We start from the raw sequence: 16,707 nt of genomic DNA on the forward strand, positions 1-16,707 counted from the left end.
GAGTTAAACGATAAGGAAAACAATGAATGCGATCGTGATTTTGAACCAACGCGCTCCTACTGTCAGGGGACAAAGAATGACAGCGATGGTGATGTAGCTCAGTCCCGTCAGCCAATCGTCGTTAAGACCAGATAAACCGATCTGTAGCAAAATCCCCGTCATCATCCATGCGAGAACATCCTGAATTGCTTTCAGGTCTTGGTCAGTGAGGCGAGACATTATGAGGATCACCCCAGACGTTCTTATGTTGAAGCTTGGCTTTCGCTTCTGCCTGTTTCAGCTTGAGTACCAGATTTTCAGGCAGCGTATTGAGGTCGTTCAAATTCAGCTTTGCCAGTCCGTCAGACAGGAGAATTTCTTGGAGAGAGGTTCCATTTGGCAAGGATACGATCGAGGCTGTAATCCCGCTTTGAGCCATCTGCGTGTGACCTATTATCACCTTTGCCTGTGCTGGCTGTAGCAGCATCGCCATCACTCCTTCTGCCTGAGCTTGCCAGTGTGCATCTAAATCTAGCCCTGCTAATTTCACGCGCAACGTTTCTCTAGCAGGCGTTTTGATCAGCAAAATACCATGTTGAATCGATTCGACCGTATTCAAAGATGAGTTCTGCGTCTGCAATTGTTCAAACCACCTGGCTCGTTCTACTTGATGAAGCAGTGTCGGAGCGCCCAACTTCAGACCCAGAGGAATGCAAATCATGAGCGCAAACAAGGCAACGTGCTGAGGCTTCACGACTGCCGTACCAGAGTGTTGACGAAATTGAATTTTGCGGAGCAGTGCTGTAATCGATCGTCTCCAACGGCGAAGGGGCTGTGGGCGAAGATTTTGCTCTAGGGCTTGGCGTAAATCGCTCACTCCGATCGTGAGAGCCGTTAACTGTAGTTCCACACGACGCAAGGCACTCAAAGCCTGTTGTGAGACGGTTCGCGTGGATAACACTTCGACTACACCACCAGCACTCTCAACGTGGCTACCCAGCACTTCAACTAATGCCGAATCGGTCTCTTTATCGAGTGGCTGGGCTGGCGATTGCATCCCTCCTAGTTCGGACAGAAAGGTATCGAGATCTGCTGTCAAATCTTCTATGGTAGAAGCGTCTTGAGAAGTTCCTCCATTTGGAGGCTGAAAAGCGGTGTGCAGTTCTCCCTGCAAATCTCCTGTGAGGGCTTGAACCATTGTGCGAATCGTTGCTTTATCGTCGTCTGTGAGGTCTTGAGCAAACGATGCCTCACCCAGCAAGGCGTTTAATAAATCCTCGATCGAGGGCGAATGCGTCATGTTGGTTCTCCATCAGAATTGACAGACATAGCGTAAATCTCGGATTTGACACTCGTATGGCAGTGGGCAAATATTTTCTAGCGATCGAGGCTGTAGTCTGATCGCTTCTGATTGGAAGAACGCAGCTGTTCCTGTGACAAATCGGGCGTAGATTGCTGCGATCGCTCTCGATGCAACTCGCTTTGAATCATCAACCAAGTCCGCCATTCTCTTAATCGCCGCACGTCTTCCTGAGAAATATTGCCCAAGTCATGTAGCTCGGTCAGATGCCAATGAGATCGACCATGCTCCCGATGCTGCTGATAGTGAGTTGCCGAAACCAACCGCTCATCGTTTCGCTCCAACCAGAACACATCAGATTGTGGGCTATATCCGATACTGTAATTCTCGATCGTTACCGTATGACTTTGGCGCACTGGATCGTACTCGACTGTGCCCATCTGTTCACAAAAGGTAAACAGGGCTTGAGCATCGAGCAACACCGAATTCGCCTGAATGGTTTGCTGTTCCCAGTAAGGAGCAGCAGCGTGAGGCGCTTGCATCGAGGGTTGTTCTGCTAATCGCTGGAGCCAGGTTTCCACTTGTTTCCAGACTTGCATATCCGTTACGCTCAGAATGGCTCCATCTTCACGTTGAAGAGAGTAAAGTCCAATTTCGTCATCTCGACTGATGAGATAAATCTCATCCTCAATTTGTACACGGTAGAAGTGTTCGGTACTGTTAGGCGAGAATTTGAAAGCGGTGTTTCCCTGGCTTGCATAGTATTCAAACAAATTAGCCGCATTGGAAAGCAACGTTTCTGCCTGCGGCTCGGATAGCCCGGTCCGCGACTCATGAGAGTAATTCTCTTGAGTTTCAAGCCACTTCGCGAGTTCTCGAAATTCGGTCAGTTGCTCATCGGAAATGTAAGTCTCCGCCGACCGGACAAACAAGCCCTCGTGCCAATCCAATTGCCAGGAACGATCGTTTGCTGCGATCGATAGCTGTTCAGACTCAGGATTGTAAATGAGAGTCTGCTCACTGCCCCAATAGCACCAACCCTGTTTTGTTTGCTCAAGCAGATTTCGGTTTTGAGCAATCACCAGCGTTTGTTCCAAGATGGGAAGAATTTCTGCGGCACGACGCTCCTGCTCTTGCCAGTGTGCTACATCCGTCATTGCTGCTTCCCTCCGACTAATTGCTCTAGTCGAGAAGTTCGAGTGAGTAGGTTATCGACTTTTGCATTCAGCGGCATTAAATTGATCTGGATTAACCCCACGGTCAGCACCGCCGTTAATAGAATTGAGCCGCTACTGATAGCGATCGCGCTCCAATTCAATCTCTTCTGTTTCTTGGTTGAGTTGTTCAGTTTCACTGTCAGTGGTGCAGTTAATTCCTCCTGGTACAGCGTCGTCAGATTGCTTGCCACCATGTTCAGATGGTTGATCGATAGTTGATGCTTCTCTAGTAATTGCTTGAGTTGGATCAGGGTGGCTGGAAGCGGTTTCAGCCATTGTTGCAGGCGTTCCAGTTGTTCGGCAGTCGCTGGAGTCGAATGGTTCCACCCCTGCCAATCGGCTTCGTTCAGTTGGGATACCTGGGCAGGTGGCGGCAAGGGTACGGAGGTCTTGGCGGAATTGTTCGAGGGCGTGGAGGTTGTGGAGGGTTTCGGCTGGCTCGGAACCGTCTGAGCATAACCCTGGAGTCGGGTCGGTGCGATCTTGCTCGGTAAGTCCCCGAACATCATGCGAGATTGAGTCATGGGCGATTTCTGAGTAGGTACAGAGCTGTTGTCCTTTTTCATTCACATGAAAGGTTAAATTTGGATGTTCGTCGATCGCGATTTGCAACGCGGTAAAGCTGACTTGTCCGATCTGCATCAGCGCGATTCGTTCGATTTCCTCTCGTCGAAAAACGGTAGAGTGTTGAGCTAAATAGTCAATGGTGGCATTGGTAATTGCTTGAGTCAGTTTGAGCCTTACTGTTTCTTTAGGTTCTTGGATCATTGCTGGCTGCAAGCTGATCGCGGTCGCATCTTGCATCCATCTTGCCTCTAGTTCCTCTCTCGATATTTGCTGTTTTTCTTTGCGCCCTGATGCGATCGCAATCCAGGCTTTGTGTTCACTACTGGCATCGTCTCCAGCCTGTTGGTGAATTTGCTTGCTCCGCTTACTAAAAGCTTTGATTTGATCGCTAGAGTAGCCCTTCAATTCCCACAATCCCAAACGATGGTTCGTGACCTGAATTTCGTAGCCGAGCCACTGGACTTCCTGCGCGAGTTCGTTCCGGTAAATTTGCCCTAACAGCATCTTTGCCTGATAAATTTCTGCATTGTCCAGACTGCGCCATTTTCTGTTCGGGAGTTGCTGAAGGTTCAGGATGATGTTGTGGGTGTGGAGTTGCGGATCGAATTCGCGGCTGGTGTCGTGGTGGAATTGTGCGATCGCCATCTGCCCTGTGATCACCTTCTGTCGTTTGCCGTGCTGCATTTGTCGGGTGATGGCATATCGCTCTTCTAAAAAGTCCAACATTCGGACAGTGGCGACCTGATGGGCGATTTCTAGCCTGCGATCGCCAAACACTAAAGCCTGGAGCGAGACAGATTTAGGCGCACTGGTCGTCAGATCAATTCCTGCTCGTTCTTTGATCTTTTTGCTCGCATCACTGAATGGTTGAGAATGCAATCGCGATTTGTCGATTAGCATTTCCCCAGTCGGCGATCGTCCTCGCAATAGACAAGCTAGAGGCTGAGCGTCTACAGATTCAGATAGATTCAAAACCTTGGCTAATCTGCCGTACCAGTTTGAGCAATCGTCCAGGTTGAGGTAATTTCCTTCTTTGGTGTAGTAGTACATTCCGTGGGTCGGGGAAATATTTGCGATTGAGGCAACCATGTTATTTGCAGGTTTCTAGATGGTGTTCCAAGCGGTGTTGAAGCTCTTTGATCCACTCCTGCCGATCTTTCTGAACATCCTCTGGCTGATTGTCAAGAAGCAAGGGCTGCGCGATGACATAAATCGCTTCTAACCAGGCTTCTAGACGGAGTTGATGGTTGCCCATTTGCTGCACGATTTGCTGAATCAAATTGCCCATGACTCCAACTTGGGTTTCTATCTGTTGTAGGCGAGTGTGAACGGGTTGAAGTGCAGCACGAATTTGTGGATCAGGTTGAGTAGAGTTCGTTTGGCGATCGCTCAATTGAACAACCGCTTGTTGTACTAGATTCAATTGCTCTACTAACGGTTGCAATTGTGACGTGAACGCTGCGATGTCTGATTGCAAAGGAGTGTAGTCAGTTTTCTTCTGTTTGGATGAGAGGGATTCCCATTCACTTAACCGCTCTCGAATGATTTGTGGAACAGAGATCCCGCGCTCGGTCGCGGCTTCCCGGATCGCATTCGCTTGCACAGGCGGGAGCGTGATGTTGAACTGGGAACTACTACTAGCCATAGAATTCACGCATTGAGGATGGGCAGATTTGTAGGCAATGGGTAGAGAATTTGTAGGCTGAGTCGTCGGTTGTGGGTTTCCTATTCACAGCAGATTCTCTACAGATTCGACAGTTCCACACAGTCGCACTGTTTCCTACAAATGAGAAGCTCATGTGGAATTTTGTAGAACGATTGCTGGGCATGGCTTTAGCGAATTAGATGCGAGTAGATGTAGGCAATTTGCGAGCGTTGTAGGTCATTTGTAGGCATGGTAGGTTGTGTAGCTTCTACACCTGGCGTTAGGTGTGACGAGATTGCTTGTAGGTTGTGCTGCTAAGAAGAACAACAAACCCATCGCGATGGATTAGACGAAGAAGAAAATGCCGGATACGGCGTTCTTTAAAGCCCTTTCCGCTTACCCTACCTTTGGGATCTGACACCCGTATGGCGCATTAAGCATGATTTGTGGCATTGCGGAAGACCAAGACTGTCAGAAGTGATCAGAGCTTTGCCATATTGCTGTCAGATTGAGTGCTTATGCTGTCTTCGTTCATCGGCAGATAGTAGACAGAGCAATCGTTTTAGCGATTCAATCTCGTCCAATCTGAACCTACAGTTCTTCTCTTTAGTCTTCCATTACCTACTTCCTGCCTTCAATCACCACGCGAATACCTTTGAACGCATCATCCAGTCGTTGTGAAGTAATGGAACCTCAGCGATCGCGCTCCTCCACAGGTAACAATTACCTCCGCTTTACCTTCTGAAAGGCAACATTTAACTTCAAATGATCAACTAGAAGGCTTGCATCGAATCAACCGTTTAACTAAAGGAACCTATCTATGACCGTTTCACCGCCAGATGTTATTTTGACGATCGATACCGGAACCTCCCAAAGCAAAGTGTTTTGGAAATGCTGGTCGCAGGGCAACACAGAGCTTTTATTGATGGGGTCAGAGTTTCTCGAAATCTCGCCCCATGATTTGATCGACACTGGGCTTGCAGGCGGCAGACCAGAGAATGATGCCTTTATCGAACTTGCTAATGGGAAAGTTTACGTTCTGGGTATGAAAGCACAACAAATGCGCGGGAAGCCCCCAACTGGCTTGAGCAAGTATGAGTTTGCGGCGTACAAGGCGTTAGCAATTATTGGCGCGATCGCAGAAACCGCAAATTTACCCGAACAATTTACGATCGCACTAGCGGCACTACTGCCCTACAAGGAATATCAGGATCGCAAAGCCTTTCATGATCTTCTGAGTCAGAATCTTGTCAGTTTTAATTTCCGAGGTCGGCGTTATTCGATCTCTCCATTAGTGCTAGACGTGAAGCCTGAAGGTGCTGGACTCGCCCAGAGTCGCCGGAACGATGCGCCTCAGTCGTTCAATCACAGGAACATTCTTGTCACGATGATTGGGCAACGAGATGCCTCCTTACTACCGTTCAAGCAAGGAACCCCGCAGAGTGGGCATGGGACGCGATTAGGATTCGAGCAGCTGATTGAGGAGATCGCCAATCGTGCCTCGCTCAACCTCGACACCAAAGATTGGGGACGATTGACCGAGTACATTTTCCAAGCTCAACAGAATCCGATTTTGTTGGAGCGGATTGCTCGTATGGTAGTCACGGAAGCTGAAATCGGGCGCAAGGTGGAACAACTGCAAGACGCGATCGCACAATCATGCAGCCGATACTGCCGCGACCTGTTCGATTGGATCAAGTCCAGCTTGGGGCAAGACCTTTATGAGTTTGACGAAGTGATTCTTTCGGGGGGCACATCGCTTTACCTGAAAGCCCAATTGGAAGACTTCTTCGCGCAATATGCTTTAGAGCTATCGTGGGCACTAGATTTACAAGACCAAATCTATCGATCGTTGACGACTCCCATTGATCCGGTTCTGGCTTGCCGAGTGTCAGATGCGTTTGGCATATTCAAACTATTGGGCGGTAAAGTCAGTCGATTGGAAGGGGTTACGAACGCCTCGTGGAGCGTCACGATCTCACGTTGAGGAGAGCTGAATGTCTACCAAGAAGTTTGATTATCGCGTCAGAATTCAAGTGGCAGCAGACAGCCCGGATGGAATTTTGTTGGACTGCCTCAAAAACGAACGGCATCAATCGTACTCTCACAAAGAAATGCTGCTGTGGGCACTGCGGGCATATTGGATGCCGATCGCGTATCAGCTTCAGCAGGAACAAGGGCAGCGATCGCTTTCTGAATCACAAATGAAGCGAATGGCTCAAGATGCAATTCATCAATTACGACAGCAGATCACTTACTTGCAATCAACGTTCGGCGTTGAGCAAAACTTATCGACTGAGGGAGTAATCACATTGCATCCCTCTGATCAACTACTTCCTCTCCTCGCTACCCATCGAATGCCCGACGCAGCCAGCTCAGCTCAACATGCTGAACAGACATCAGCATTAACAACTGACTCAAGCAATCTGCAACCAGAATCAACTTTGACAACGGAGCCAATGGCTGAAAACCAGAAGGATTTGTGGTACGACAGTGAAGATTTGTTTGATTCCCAGATTTAGGTCTTCTCGAATGAATTGTGCCTTTCTAGCCCACCTACGCTTGATTGCTGCTGTATGGCTGAATTATTTTGACTTTCTTCAGTAGAATAGTGCAAATCTACTTGTCCGATTGCGACGATCGCGCCTCATGCCAACCCGGATTTTTCACATCACCCATATCGATAATCTTCCACTGATTCTGGAATCGGGTGGTTTAATTGCCAAAAGTCAACTTCTGAAAAGCAGCGCGAGACATCTTGATATTTCCTATGAAAGTGTTCAGGGTTGGCGTTCTAGAAAAGCCGTTCCTTGTGGTGCTGGAGGAGTGGTACATGATTATGTCCCGTTTTACTTTGCGCCGCGTTCCCCAATGCTCTACACCATCCACAAAGGAAATGTCGCCAACTATCAAGGTGGACAACGCCCGATCCTTCACCTTGTCACCACCATCGAAGAAATCCACGCTCAAGAATTGTCGTTCGTCTTTACAGACGGACACGCAATTATGGACTATTCCGATTTCTACGACGATTTAGAACTGCTCGACGAAGTGATTGATTGGCAGGTGATGAAATCCCAGTACTGGTATGACACCGATGAAGACCCGAATCGAAAATGTAAGCGCCAGGCTGAGTTTTTAGTACATCAGTTTTTTCCGTGGCATCTCATCACCGAAATTGGTGCAATTGATCCAGCAATTCAGTCTCAAGTCAACGTAATATTACAAAATTCGCAATGCGAAACGCCCGTCCGGGTTTACCGTAATTGGTATTACTGATCATGATATGATTAGTAAACCTGAACTATTTAGCTAAATGCTTGATCCCATGCTTCAGCTTAAGCAAGGTAACTTACTAGAGGAGAAAACCGAAGCCCTTGTTAACACAGTCAATTGTGTCGGTGTCATGGGTAAGGGGATTGCTTTGCAGTTCAAACAAGCGTTTCCAGAAAATTTTAAGCAATACAAAAAAGCCTGTGATGCTAGAGAAGTCAGACCAGGAGAAATGTTCATCGTTCATACAGGCAATTTGCTCAATCCTAAGTACATCATCAACTTCCCAACAAAGCGCCATTGGAAAGGGAAATCAAGGTTAGAGGATATTGAGTCTGGTCTTCAGGCGCTCATTGCTGAAATTCAACGCCTCAACATCCAATCGATCGCGATTCCGCCTCTGGGTTGTGGCAATGGTGGACTCGACTGGACGGCGGTCAAGCCTCTCATCATTGCTGCTTTTGAAGCATTACCGGATGTTCAGGTTCTCTTATTTGAACCTACTGGCTCGCCTGCTGTCGATCAGATGCCAGTTGCGACTGAGACTCCTCAGATGACTCGTGCGCGTGCCCTGTTTATCGAACTCATGGATCGCTACGGCATTCCAGGATATCGCTTGTCGAAAATTGAAGTACAGAAGCTGGCTTATTTCCTTCAAGTTGCGGGTGAGCCGCTCCGGTTAAACTACACCAAACATCACCAAGGTCCGTATGCTCATAATCTGAATCATGTTCTTCAGCGCATTGAAGGACACTTCATCCGAGGCTATGGCGATGGCAACCAAGAGTCTGCGCTCTACGTTTTAGATCAAGGGAAGCAGTCCGCTCGATCTATTCTAGAAACCGATCTAGAAGCCAAAGAGCGATTGAGTAAAGTGAGCCGTTTGATTGCTGGTTTTGAAACACCGTATGGGATGGAAATGCTGGCAACGATCCATTGGGTGGCAACTCAAGAAGATCCAGAGGCTGCGATCGATCCAGATCGGGCGATCGCAAAGGTTTACGAATGGAGTGATCGTAAGCGCAATCTGTTCAAGCCCAATCACCTCCGCAAAGCGTGGCAGCGTCTCTCTGATCAGGGCTGGCTGCTACCTTCTCATCCATAGGTTACTGTACTTGAACTCATGAACTCAAACTTCATCGGGGTTAATACCCATCGCTCGAAGCCGCTCTGCGAGTCGCCCTGCCCGTTGGCGCTCCAAATCTCTGCCTTCGGCTCCGGTCAGAATAATTTGTCTGCTACGATCGCACCAACGCAACCAGGTTCCCATTACCCCTTCAAACGCTCCTTCCCACAGCATCAACCCCAATCCAACCGTTCTCAACCAATAGGGTGACGGCAACTCTTCATACTCTCCCTCAACCAATGCCCACACTCGCAGCAACGATCCATTCATCTCGTCTGGCTTCTGAAGCCGCTGTAAGGGGTCAAACACTGCGTAGTAGGGCACACCAATCCGAGCATAAATTTCCTTCTTCGTTGCGATTTTGCCTTTCTGCTGAGATTTGCGGCTCAGGGTTAATTCGTCGCCTTCTCGATTGGAGACAATTTCGATGCAAACTTCCGGTACTTTGCCAAATTCCCAGACGAAGTATGATCGGCTCTGCTTCTGGCTCCAGTCTGTCGGCATCTCCAGCCCTAAACTCAGCATCGCGTCGGGTACGATTGGCTCTTGCTTGAGCGCATAGAATAAACCTACGTTGGCAGCCGCAATGAAGGGGACTCCGGGCGACCAAGAGCTATAAAGCGGTTCCACGAGGAGCCGCTGCTGTTTCTCCGATTGAAAATTATCCACGGGAGTCTCGTCCTCAGTGACCAGATGGCTGATGTCCAACTCGGTCACGATGGCTTCGTCGTTCAACAGGTCTTGAGTCATGGGCAGTTCCAAACCCGATGCCTCATTATTGCTTAGATTTCAGATTGAAGTCATTTCAAGCAGCACCCTGGTTGGCGAGGAAAATAGAAATTTTCCTCTAGCGTATCTACTCCTCACACCCCATATCGGAGATCATCTAAAATCTCTTGCAGCACTTGATCTAAGTGGGGATGCTGCCAAATCAGGCGTTGGATCAGGCAGTTAACAACGGCTGGGATTTCATCTGCTTGAATCAGCGATCGCTCAGAATCCCTTGTATTTTGTCCAATGTAAGTCAATAGTCGATTAATCTCGATCGCAGGACAGGCAGACTTGTAGGTATGTGTTTGCTGTGTCATTTCTGTTCTCCTGATTGGGTTTAGTCCGGTGGCTTCGTGGAATGTGGATTTAAGGATTCAACTCGCTGTCAGTTTGCTGCCGTAGGATTTGCAGGTACAACGTGGTTGCTAATGCTCGAAAATCTCGTTGATCTGCCAGACCTGCAAACTTCTCGTGAGCGACTTCTAAGCAGAATCTCAGCAAGTCAGCATGGTCACAGATTTGGGCTGATAACGCTAACTTCTGCTCATCGCTCCAGGTTGCCGAAATGCAGTCTGGACGATGAATCGCTTGTTGAGCCGCATCAGAAGGATTTGCATCGATCCGCAAAATGTTGTGCTTGTCCTTACCGTTTCGATCCTTGCCTGCGGGCACGAGTTGAACGATCGCGCCTTGAGCCAAATCCTTTGCTTCTTCCTCAGAAAGCGATTTCCAGATCTTTGCAGCTTCGCTCCCTTGCGGTTGGGATTGATCCAGAAACAGCACAGAGCGGTACTTCCCGTAATTACCAGTTTTGAGTTTGCCGATCGCTTCAACTTTTGCGGTGATGGCTTGAACAACTTTTGCCATGTCACATTCTCCTAATGTTTGCGGCGTGAGTGAGGGCTGAGACTTTTCAGCCCCCGGACGTTTAACCGTTAGAAATCGTCCTTCCAGCCGTTCCAAGCAGACTCAGCGATCGGCACGTTCGTAAAGATGGCATTGCGATCGCTGGTGCAAGGTGAGGAGTACGTAGCTTCAGGATAGACCGCCTGATCGCCTTCAAAATGAACTCGCTTCTGAAGCTCATCGAGCCAACCTTTCAGGTAGTTGGGATCTTTGGGGTAGCGCGGCATCTTGCCGAAAGCAAAGTCGGCTGCGCCTTCGTAATAGTCCACGGCAATACGATCGGTTTCGATCGCAGCTTGAGTGTCCAATTCGGTTCGAGCAGAATCAGCAAGAAATGACATGATTAGAGGACTCCTATTTTTAGGGGTGAGTTGGGAGAGTGCCTGGGTGTAGGAAACTTGGGGCACTCTCCCGCTTTTACATTCGGAGAAGAAACAACTTCAGTCCTTCTTCTCTTTATTATATCCCGGTTATTATAGAAGTCAACTATATCCCGAATATTTTTGAAGTGTTATGATCAGTCCAGTCACTTCTTGCGATCGCGAGATACAGTGATGACCAGTCGTTCCATGCTTAGTTGCAACCGTGCCGAAAAAAAGCCAGTACAAACCCGGTGAACACCCGAACTCTCGTGAGAATCTGACCTATCACGAGGGAAGACCGACTGTGTATGAAGAGCGCAAGAAACGGCGAGAAGTCCTGGTGACAGAAGCAGGTTGGGAAGGATTTAAGCAAGCGGCTCAAGCGGCGGGCTGTTCCGCATCTGAGTTCGTGGAGCGCATTGGCAGAGGAATCTTAAAGATTTCAGAGTAACTAACCTTGCTAATGTCACTCCAACATCAACTTGTGAACGCTACAAGAGTTTTTCTTCCAATTTGTCATCTTCGATCGCTCTTTACCTTCTGCTTGAATTAAACCTCAAGACCGTTTGGGCTTCGATGATGCGCTGAATGCGTGGGTCGCTTTTCTCAACCCACCGCTCAGAGATGCCAAAGTAGCTTCCGAACATCACGATCGGAATGTTGGCAGCCTCAACAAACAATGGGTAAACCATCTCTTCGTCATCGGAGCGATCGTCAGCCGCAAGTTCTCCAGTTAATTCTGCGTACAACTCCCAATTGACCCACACACACTCGATAGATTGCCCGTGAAGCGCGTCGAGCATCATCCATTGATCAGGGCGCAACTGCTGACGATCGATTAACCAAAAAATATCGCCGCTCTTATCGCGTTTGAATCGTGCTGGATAGAGTCTGCCTGCAACCTGATCCGCCAACATCAATGCCGGAAAGCCATCGGGAAATCGCTCTAGCATTGACTCAAATGGTGAGTGTTGCCCTTCGAGCACTTGAATGAAAAAGCCTTCTTCCATAGCAGCCTCTTGCCTAACTGCCTTTCAAAATTTGTTCAAGCATGGTTTTACTTGGCTCCACAAATGCCCAGGTTCCATTGTTCTGTTTGAGAAAGGTCGAAAACACCAGAAGATGCGCGGTTCCAATTGGTTGACCTTTCCGCAACACACCAAGGGTTGGACTGCTGATCCCGCAGAAGCGAAACAGGTAGGCTGGTAGCTCCGTGCCAGCAAACAGGACGCATCCAGCTTGATCAGGCTTAGCTTCTCCGCTCATTGGGACATAAATTGGTTTCCCGTCCAGATCGATCGCTAACTCACCCAATGCGCTCACAATTGTTTGATTGTTGATGCGATTGCCCCGTTGAAGTTCCCACTTCTGATAAATCTGAATACTCATTGTCCTTGTGGGAGATGAGAGCTGAGTTTTTGCAAGTTGGCAGGCTGCGAGACTGCCGACCATCAACCCTGCCAACGTTGTTTGAATGATGTTCATAACGTTAAATGGCTAAAGTAAAGAACCGGAACACTGTTGAGTTTGTGGAACGACTCGAACACCGGCATAGTTATCCTCTTCATAGAGAACGATGACCCAAATTTTCGGATCAGCCTCAAGTGGGTAAACCTCCCGTTCCGCCGCAACTCCAGCCCGAACAGTAATTGGCTTTAATCGGCAATACGGTGCTTTCAGAACACTTCGGACTCTCGTTTTGGTGGCTCCTTCTGCGATCGTCATCAGCTTCAAAATGCGCTCTCGACTCAAAACTGCATCAGCCGTTACTACTTCTGCACACTGAAGCTCCTCAGTGAATTTGAATGCAGTCATCGACAACAGGTTCGGATTGAACTGCCAAAGAAGTTTAATTGAGGCAGCGACAGTAGCACTCAGGATCAGCAGCACGAGCGGAATTCTCAAATATCCCTGTTTGTGTTTTTGGCTCATAGAATTAGCACTGCAACTAGCAGCCCTCCGAACACACAAGCAAGATTCCAGAGCAGCTTTTTCTTCCAAGGAGTGAAGACGACAGCCATTAGAAGACTCATGCTACTGACTGCGATCGCAACCCCAGATAGCAACATGGCAAACGGCTGAAGATAGAAAATCAGGACACAGCGAATCAGAACGCCGAGCAGAAACGCAAAGCATCGAACCATAACGATAGCGAAAGATTTCTCACTTGCGGAGCGAGGAACAGCCTTGTCATCGTGATTGTTCGTGCTCTGAACTTGTCTCAAATCTATTTCATTTGATCGAGCGATCAGTCTCTCGGCAGGACGACCGGGAATTTCAAGATTAGGGGGAATAGAGCGATTGGCTGGGTCAATTTTCACAGGCTCACGAAAATTTGAGGATTGACCCGGCATCGGATGATATGAATTTCGAGCAGTTGCATTGTCTGAACCTTTTGCTTGAGCAGCTTGGTAGAGCGTGACGAGATCAAACGATAGCGCTTTGAGTAACGAGGCTTTGACGGAACGGCTCCGACGAGCAAGGACAATTTGCCGTCCGGTTGATCGCTTCCGGTTGGTCGAAGATTGCCGTTTTGGGTGGGGCATGAACAGAATCTCCAGTCGGCTCCAAACGAGGAATTGCTTTAGAACAAGTGTATTATTTATTGAGATCTAGAAATGTTAATTTTTAGAATTTATTAGTTTCATTGTTCTGAAGTCATGATCGCCCTAGTTCGGTGCTAGTGTTGGAGTATTCAACAACAGCAATGAAATTCGGTGTTACAGGAGAACGATCGCTCTCAACGATTGGCGCGATTAGTCAGGCGCTTACGTGGAGATGCTAGTACATATACTTTTGGCGCTCAACTCGGTGTAACCCACAGCACGATTCGCCGTTGGGAGAGTGGTCGAGGGGGCATTAATGAAGAAGCGATCGAGAAATTAAGCACGGGTACTGGAATTTCTGCGGATACCATTCGAGCTTACTTGAGAGGCGGTATCAGCCTTAGAGCTTGTTTAGGTCTGGAGGAGCCACTTGAATCCCAAGCACAGATTGTGATCGAACAGTTACCTAAGCTATCGACGCAAGAATTACTCACTGTTCTGGAAACGACGATCGCACACCTTCTCAGTCGTTCACCCAAGACTCGACCAGAAGTGGCGCAGATTCTACAGGCAGCAATTCGTCTCTTGAGCATTCCGCGCTCATCAAGTAGATCGAGTACCTCCGAAATACAGAAATCAGGCGTAGAAAAGCTTTTGCCACGCACGATTCAAGATGCAATCATTGATGAGATTGAAGCTCGATATGGCACTGTGAATCCAAGAACAATAGCCCAATTTGCTGATGTGGTTGGAATTCAACCTAGCGATCGCTTAATGACGATGATACAAGGAGAGATACAGAAAACTGAGTTGATAGAGTTGCAACCTCATTTACATAAGTATTTTGATCAATGCTGGAGCTTTGAAGAGCTTCTCGAATTAAATTCTTCTAAGAAGAATCTTGAGTAGCACAAAGTTGAAGTAACGCTTGATGAATTTCGACCATTGCTAAGGTGTCAAGCTGGCAATAGGCTTTCAAGCCTGAGATCGCTTGCTTCTTCTTGGCTTGATCGGCACAGTTAATCATCTCCTCCCAAACAGTCTGAGCATGATCACCACGCTGAACAGCTAGTGCTTTGTAGCTCAAAGTAGGAACCAATGTTGGAAGAACGTTCTTAATTGAGGTTGAACCTCGAAAAGCAGGATGCTTGTAGTGTTGCTTAAAGATATCTTCGAGATCCCATAATCGACTTGCAATCGATTCTAAATGCTCTGCATGTTTAGGAAAGTTTTGAGCCAATCTTCGCAATAGCGTGGCTTCAAAAGACTGATGGTAGACAATGACAGAGCCTGTCGAGGTAATATCGATTGCTAAAGCAGCAAGCAGATCAGGTCGCGGATCAGAACAGTCAGTGTGAAGATATTCGCGATGCTCGATGCTGCCATTGTTGTGCAAGACGTGGCAACTGTACTGGAACGGAAATTGCTCGTAGGGCTTCAACCCATCGAATCGAGGAATAGCAGGATTTTGCGCCTCGAAGTCGAAGAAATGGATGGGGTAGGTAAGTTTAGCGAGACTGGCAGCGATCGCATCTGCATCAATGAAGGGTGCATCGCTCAAAACACCGTCAACGTAGGCGCGTTGATTTGCTGTGAGGGAGAAAGCAGAGGGAAGATCTACGATCGCTAGAATCTCTTGGCTGATGAGTGCCTCTTTCTTTTTCCAATCCAGCCGAGGAATCGTAAAGATAGAAACGTCTGGAACGTGCTTCCAACAATCAACGGTGAAAGGGCAAGAATTAGGACTGTTGCATTGTTTCCCGATCGCCAATGTCGGCTCTAAATTCTCAGCCAATATCTCCTCAAATTGCCGCAGTTTGTTGGGAATCTCAGGTAGGAGTCGATCGACTTCAGCAGTGATGTCTACAATCTTAAATAAGTTACTCAAATCAGGAAAGCAGCAAGTCCTAGTGTTGACGTGCATTAACCTCGCCGCGTCAATGACTAACCCTGCACTGCTCAGAACATACTTCTGGATGGCAATGTCCCAAAGATGCTCATCTTTGACTTTGCTAGAAGACTTCACCTCAATCAGTTGCCAACTGCCTGCTGAGGTTTTGCAGAGAATATCGCACCGGACAAACAAACCTCTGAAGCTGAATGCTGCTTCAAATAGACAGGAGGCTCCAGATACGATCGCGTTTTGAGTCGCTTGAATTGCCACCATTCCGCTTCCCTTAATCAGTTGCCCGCCCGGAAATTGCTGCCGCGCATATTCCCCAACTTCCTCCCCCTGATCAATGATGCGCTGCTGAACTGGAGTAAGGGCAGTTGCTCGATGTGGCTCATTGACTTCCAGCCAAAGCTGCTTGTGGCATTGCAGACCACTCATGAATTGGGATTTTGTCAGGGGGGCAACCATACTCTGTATTGAGGAAATTCGGAATATTTTACAGAATTAGAATGCCCGATTCAGGAGGCTTGCGCTTGAATGCACGAAAAATTATTGGGAAAGTACCTAACTTTGCAGGAATTTTGCACTTGTACACAGACATACCGGAAGTACGCCGATCAAATTGACCCATACCCATCCAATTCAGGTGAGACGATTCCAGCCTTGGAAGCACTATGTCAGCACATCCTTGACCCACTGATTGATCACTTTGGCAGAGAGCGATTTCAGCTTAGTTACGGGTTCTGCTCAAAGGATTTGAAGCGGTTTCTGAGCCAGAAAGATCCGGAGACTGGAATTAAAAATGGTCGGGTTGACCCTAGCCGCGATCAGCACATGGCGCATGAGGTGAATCAGAGTGGCGGGTACTACTGCGATCGCTTAGGCGCTGCTTGTGATTTTCGGATTATTGAGTTGGAGTGCGATCGTCTCGTGGATTGGATCTTGGAACAGCGATTACCGTTTGACTCGCTTTATTTCTATGGCAGCGATCAACCGATTCACATCAGCTATGGAGTACAGCACAAGCGAGAAGTTTGGGCGTTTACAGATAAGGGCATTCCGACGCGACGAGGAATTGAGCGTTGGGTTAAGTTGGCGAGAGAGCAGGTTTAGATAGAGTG

General features: G+C 48.1%; 21 protein-coding genes. 7 read left to right on the forward strand and 14 right to left on the reverse strand.

The genetic code is table 11. From position 1 onward, the window contains the following. Nucleotides 1–3: 3 nt before the first annotated feature. From NC981_RS00855 to NC981_RS00875, 5 genes are all read right to left on the reverse strand, one after another. On the reverse strand, nt 4–219 hold the full coding sequence (locus NC981_RS00855; RefSeq protein ID WP_348241140.1) for a hypothetical protein: 216 nt from the start codon (nt 217–219) through the stop codon (nt 4–6). After that, nucleotides 203–1,279, reverse strand: coding sequence for a hypothetical protein (locus NC981_RS00860; RefSeq protein ID WP_348241141.1), 1,077 nt, complete (start codon nt 1,277–1,279; stop codon nt 203–205). Before NC981_RS00860 ends, NC981_RS00855 begins: the two co-directional genes overlap by 17 nt. 77 nt (nt 1,280–1,356) lie before the next feature. After that, the gene (locus NC981_RS00865) at nt 1,357–2,436 is read right to left on the reverse strand and encodes a hypothetical protein (RefSeq protein ID WP_348241142.1); all 1,080 of its coding nucleotides are present in this window, start codon (nt 2,434–2,436) and stop codon (nt 1,357–1,359) included. A 132-nt stretch (nt 2,437–2,568) separates the two neighbouring features. Continuing rightward, nucleotides 2,569–4,152, reverse strand: coding sequence for a MobF family relaxase (mobF, locus tag NC981_RS00870; RefSeq protein ID WP_348241143.1), 1,584 nt, complete (start codon nt 4,150–4,152; stop codon nt 2,569–2,571). A 1-nt stretch (nt 4,153) separates the two neighbouring features. Continuing rightward, on the reverse strand, nt 4,154–4,708 hold the full coding sequence (locus NC981_RS00875) for a hypothetical protein (RefSeq protein WP_348241144.1): 555 nt from the start codon (nt 4,706–4,708) through the stop codon (nt 4,154–4,156). 820 nt (nt 4,709–5,528) lie between these two features. Between NC981_RS00875 and NC981_RS00880 the strand changes: the two genes are divergently transcribed. The 4 genes from NC981_RS00880 (at nt 5,529) to NC981_RS00895 (ending at nt 9,086) form a co-directional block, all read left to right on the forward strand. Then, nucleotides 5,529–6,695, forward strand: coding sequence for a ParM/StbA family protein (locus tag NC981_RS00880; protein ID WP_348241145.1), 1,167 nt, complete (start codon nt 5,529–5,531; stop codon nt 6,693–6,695). A 10-nt stretch (nt 6,696–6,705) separates the two neighbouring features. Then, a complete protein-coding gene (locus NC981_RS00885; protein WP_348241146.1) occupies nt 6,706–7,230 on the forward strand; it encodes a hypothetical protein in 525 nt (174 codons plus the stop codon). A gap of 127 nt (nt 7,231–7,357) precedes the next feature. Continuing rightward, a complete protein-coding gene (locus tag NC981_RS00890) occupies nt 7,358–7,987 on the forward strand; it encodes a DUF4433 domain-containing protein (RefSeq protein ID WP_348241147.1) in 630 nt (209 codons plus the stop codon). Nucleotides 7,988–8,036: 49 nt separating this feature from the next. Then, nucleotides 8,037–9,086 (forward strand): macro domain-containing protein, encoded by a 1,050-nt coding sequence (locus NC981_RS00895; RefSeq protein ID WP_348242016.1) that lies wholly within the window; start codon nt 8,037–8,039, stop codon nt 9,084–9,086. Nucleotides 9,087–9,110: 24 nt separating this feature from the next. Here NC981_RS00895 and NC981_RS00900 read toward each other — a convergent pair whose 3' ends face one another. The 4 genes from NC981_RS00900 to NC981_RS00915 form a co-directional block, all read right to left on the reverse strand. Further along, nucleotides 9,111–9,857 carry a Uma2 family endonuclease gene (locus NC981_RS00900; RefSeq protein ID WP_348241148.1) on the reverse strand — a complete coding sequence of 249 codons (747 nt, stop codon included), beginning with the start codon at nt 9,855–9,857 and terminating at the stop codon, nt 9,111–9,113. A gap of 113 nt (nt 9,858–9,970) precedes the next feature. Further along, on the reverse strand, nt 9,971–10,195 hold the full coding sequence (locus tag NC981_RS00905) for a hypothetical protein (RefSeq protein ID WP_348241149.1): 225 nt from the start codon (nt 10,193–10,195) through the stop codon (nt 9,971–9,973). Nucleotides 10,196–10,244: 49 nt separating this feature from the next. Next, nucleotides 10,245–10,745, reverse strand: coding sequence for a hypothetical protein (locus tag NC981_RS00910; protein WP_348241150.1), 501 nt, complete (start codon nt 10,743–10,745; stop codon nt 10,245–10,247). Nucleotides 10,746–10,813: 68 nt separating this feature from the next. Then, nucleotides 10,814–11,125: a hypothetical protein gene (locus NC981_RS00915; protein WP_348241151.1), complete on the reverse strand. Its 312-nt coding sequence runs from the start codon at nt 11,123–11,125 to the stop codon at nt 10,814–10,816. Between the two features lie 244 nt (nt 11,126–11,369). On the opposite strand from NC981_RS00915, the gene NC981_RS00920 reads away from it, so the two are divergent. Continuing rightward, nucleotides 11,370–11,597: a hypothetical protein gene (locus NC981_RS00920; RefSeq protein WP_348241152.1), complete on the forward strand. Its 228-nt coding sequence runs from the start codon at nt 11,370–11,372 to the stop codon at nt 11,595–11,597. Between the two features lie 82 nt (nt 11,598–11,679). Here the strand turns inward: NC981_RS00920 and NC981_RS00925 are convergent, their stop codons facing one another. From NC981_RS00925 to NC981_RS00940, 4 genes are read right to left on the reverse strand one after another with little or no spacing between them, the layout of a single operon-like run. Then, nucleotides 11,680–12,156 carry a hypothetical protein gene (locus NC981_RS00925; RefSeq protein WP_348241153.1) on the reverse strand — a complete coding sequence of 159 codons (477 nt, stop codon included), beginning with the start codon at nt 12,154–12,156 and terminating at the stop codon, nt 11,680–11,682. A 13-nt stretch (nt 12,157–12,169) separates the two neighbouring features. Beyond that, nucleotides 12,170–12,631: a hypothetical protein gene (locus NC981_RS00930; RefSeq protein WP_348241154.1), complete on the reverse strand. Its 462-nt coding sequence runs from the start codon at nt 12,629–12,631 to the stop codon at nt 12,170–12,172. Nucleotides 12,632–12,643: 12 nt separating this feature from the next. Beyond that, nucleotides 12,644–13,078 (reverse strand): hypothetical protein, encoded by a 435-nt coding sequence (locus NC981_RS00935; protein ID WP_348241155.1) that lies wholly within the window; start codon nt 13,076–13,078, stop codon nt 12,644–12,646. Then, nucleotides 13,075–13,692 carry a hypothetical protein gene (locus tag NC981_RS00940; RefSeq protein WP_348241156.1) on the reverse strand — a complete coding sequence of 206 codons (618 nt, stop codon included), beginning with the start codon at nt 13,690–13,692 and terminating at the stop codon, nt 13,075–13,077. Before NC981_RS00940 ends, NC981_RS00935 begins: the two co-directional genes overlap by 4 nt. 171 nt (nt 13,693–13,863) lie before the next feature. On the opposite strand from NC981_RS00940, the gene NC981_RS00945 reads away from it, so the two are divergent. Next, nucleotides 13,864–14,601 carry a helix-turn-helix transcriptional regulator gene (locus NC981_RS00945; RefSeq protein WP_348241157.1) on the forward strand — a complete coding sequence of 246 codons (738 nt, stop codon included), beginning with the start codon at nt 13,864–13,866 and terminating at the stop codon, nt 14,599–14,601. Here the strand turns inward: NC981_RS00945 and NC981_RS00950 are convergent. Then, on the reverse strand, nt 14,582–16,054 hold the full coding sequence (locus NC981_RS00950; RefSeq protein ID WP_348241158.1) for a DUF2779 domain-containing protein: 1,473 nt from the start codon (nt 16,052–16,054) through the stop codon (nt 14,582–14,584). The genes NC981_RS00945 and NC981_RS00950 overlap by 20 nt on opposite strands. Nucleotides 16,055–16,123: 69 nt before the next feature. Here NC981_RS00950 and NC981_RS00955 point away from each other — a divergent pair, with 69 nt between their 5' ends. Then, a complete protein-coding gene (locus NC981_RS00955) occupies nt 16,124–16,699 on the forward strand; it encodes a hypothetical protein (protein ID WP_348241159.1) in 576 nt (191 codons plus the stop codon). Nucleotides 16,700–16,707: the final 8 nt, after the last annotated feature.

Origin of the sequence: Leptolyngbya sp. DQ-M1 (assembly GCF_039962505.1) — a bacterium.
Classification (GTDB): domain Bacteria; phylum Cyanobacteriota; class Cyanobacteriia; order Leptolyngbyales; family Leptolyngbyaceae; genus Leptolyngbya.

Bases quoted from the DNA above. Each gene is read 5' to 3' on its own strand.
- NC981_RS00940 (WP_348241156.1), bottom strand. From the start codon at position 13,692: ATGCCCCACCCAAAACGGCAATCTTCGACCAACCGGAAGCGATCAACC.
- NC981_RS00875 (WP_348241144.1), bottom strand. From the start codon at position 4,708: ATGGCTAGTAGTAGTTCCCAGTTCAACATCACGCTCCCGCCTGTGCAA.
- NC981_RS00925 (WP_348241153.1), bottom strand. From the start codon at position 12,156: ATGGAAGAAGGCTTTTTCATTCAAGTGCTCGAAGGGCAACACTCACCA.
- NC981_RS00905 (WP_348241149.1), bottom strand. From the start codon at position 10,195: ATGACACAGCAAACACATACCTACAAGTCTGCCTGTCCTGCGATCGAG.
- NC981_RS00955 (WP_348241159.1), top strand. From the start codon at position 16,124: ATGCACGAAAAATTATTGGGAAAGTACCTAACTTTGCAGGAATTTTGC.
- NC981_RS00880 (WP_348241145.1), top strand. From the start codon at position 5,529: ATGACCGTTTCACCGCCAGATGTTATTTTGACGATCGATACCGGAACC.
- NC981_RS00890 (WP_348241147.1), top strand. From the start codon at position 7,358: ATGCCAACCCGGATTTTTCACATCACCCATATCGATAATCTTCCACTG.
- NC981_RS00885 (WP_348241146.1), top strand. From the start codon at position 6,706: ATGTCTACCAAGAAGTTTGATTATCGCGTCAGAATTCAAGTGGCAGCA.
- NC981_RS00865 (WP_348241142.1), bottom strand. From the start codon at position 2,436: ATGACGGATGTAGCACACTGGCAAGAGCAGGAGCGTCGTGCCGCAGAA.
- mobF (WP_348241143.1), bottom strand. From the start codon at position 4,152: ATGGTTGCCTCAATCGCAAATATTTCCCCGACCCACGGAATGTACTAC.
- NC981_RS00915 (WP_348241151.1), bottom strand. From the start codon at position 11,125: ATGTCATTTCTTGCTGATTCTGCTCGAACCGAATTGGACACTCAAGCT.
- NC981_RS00900 (WP_348241148.1), bottom strand. From the start codon at position 9,857: ATGACTCAAGACCTGTTGAACGACGAAGCCATCGTGACCGAGTTGGAC.
- NC981_RS00855 (WP_348241140.1), bottom strand. From the start codon at position 219: ATGTCTCGCCTCACTGACCAAGACCTGAAAGCAATTCAGGATGTTCTC.
- NC981_RS00930 (WP_348241154.1), bottom strand. From the start codon at position 12,631: ATGAACATCATTCAAACAACGTTGGCAGGGTTGATGGTCGGCAGTCTC.
- NC981_RS00910 (WP_348241150.1), bottom strand. From the start codon at position 10,745: ATGGCAAAAGTTGTTCAAGCCATCACCGCAAAAGTTGAAGCGATCGGC.
- NC981_RS00895 (WP_348242016.1), top strand. From the start codon at position 8,037: ATGCTTCAGCTTAAGCAAGGTAACTTACTAGAGGAGAAAACCGAAGCC.
- NC981_RS00860 (WP_348241141.1), bottom strand. From the start codon at position 1,279: ATGACGCATTCGCCCTCGATCGAGGATTTATTAAACGCCTTGCTGGGT.
- NC981_RS00950 (WP_348241158.1), bottom strand. From the start codon at position 16,054: ATGGTTGCCCCCCTGACAAAATCCCAATTCATGAGTGGTCTGCAATGC.
- NC981_RS00935 (WP_348241155.1), bottom strand. From the start codon at position 13,078: ATGAGCCAAAAACACAAACAGGGATATTTGAGAATTCCGCTCGTGCTG.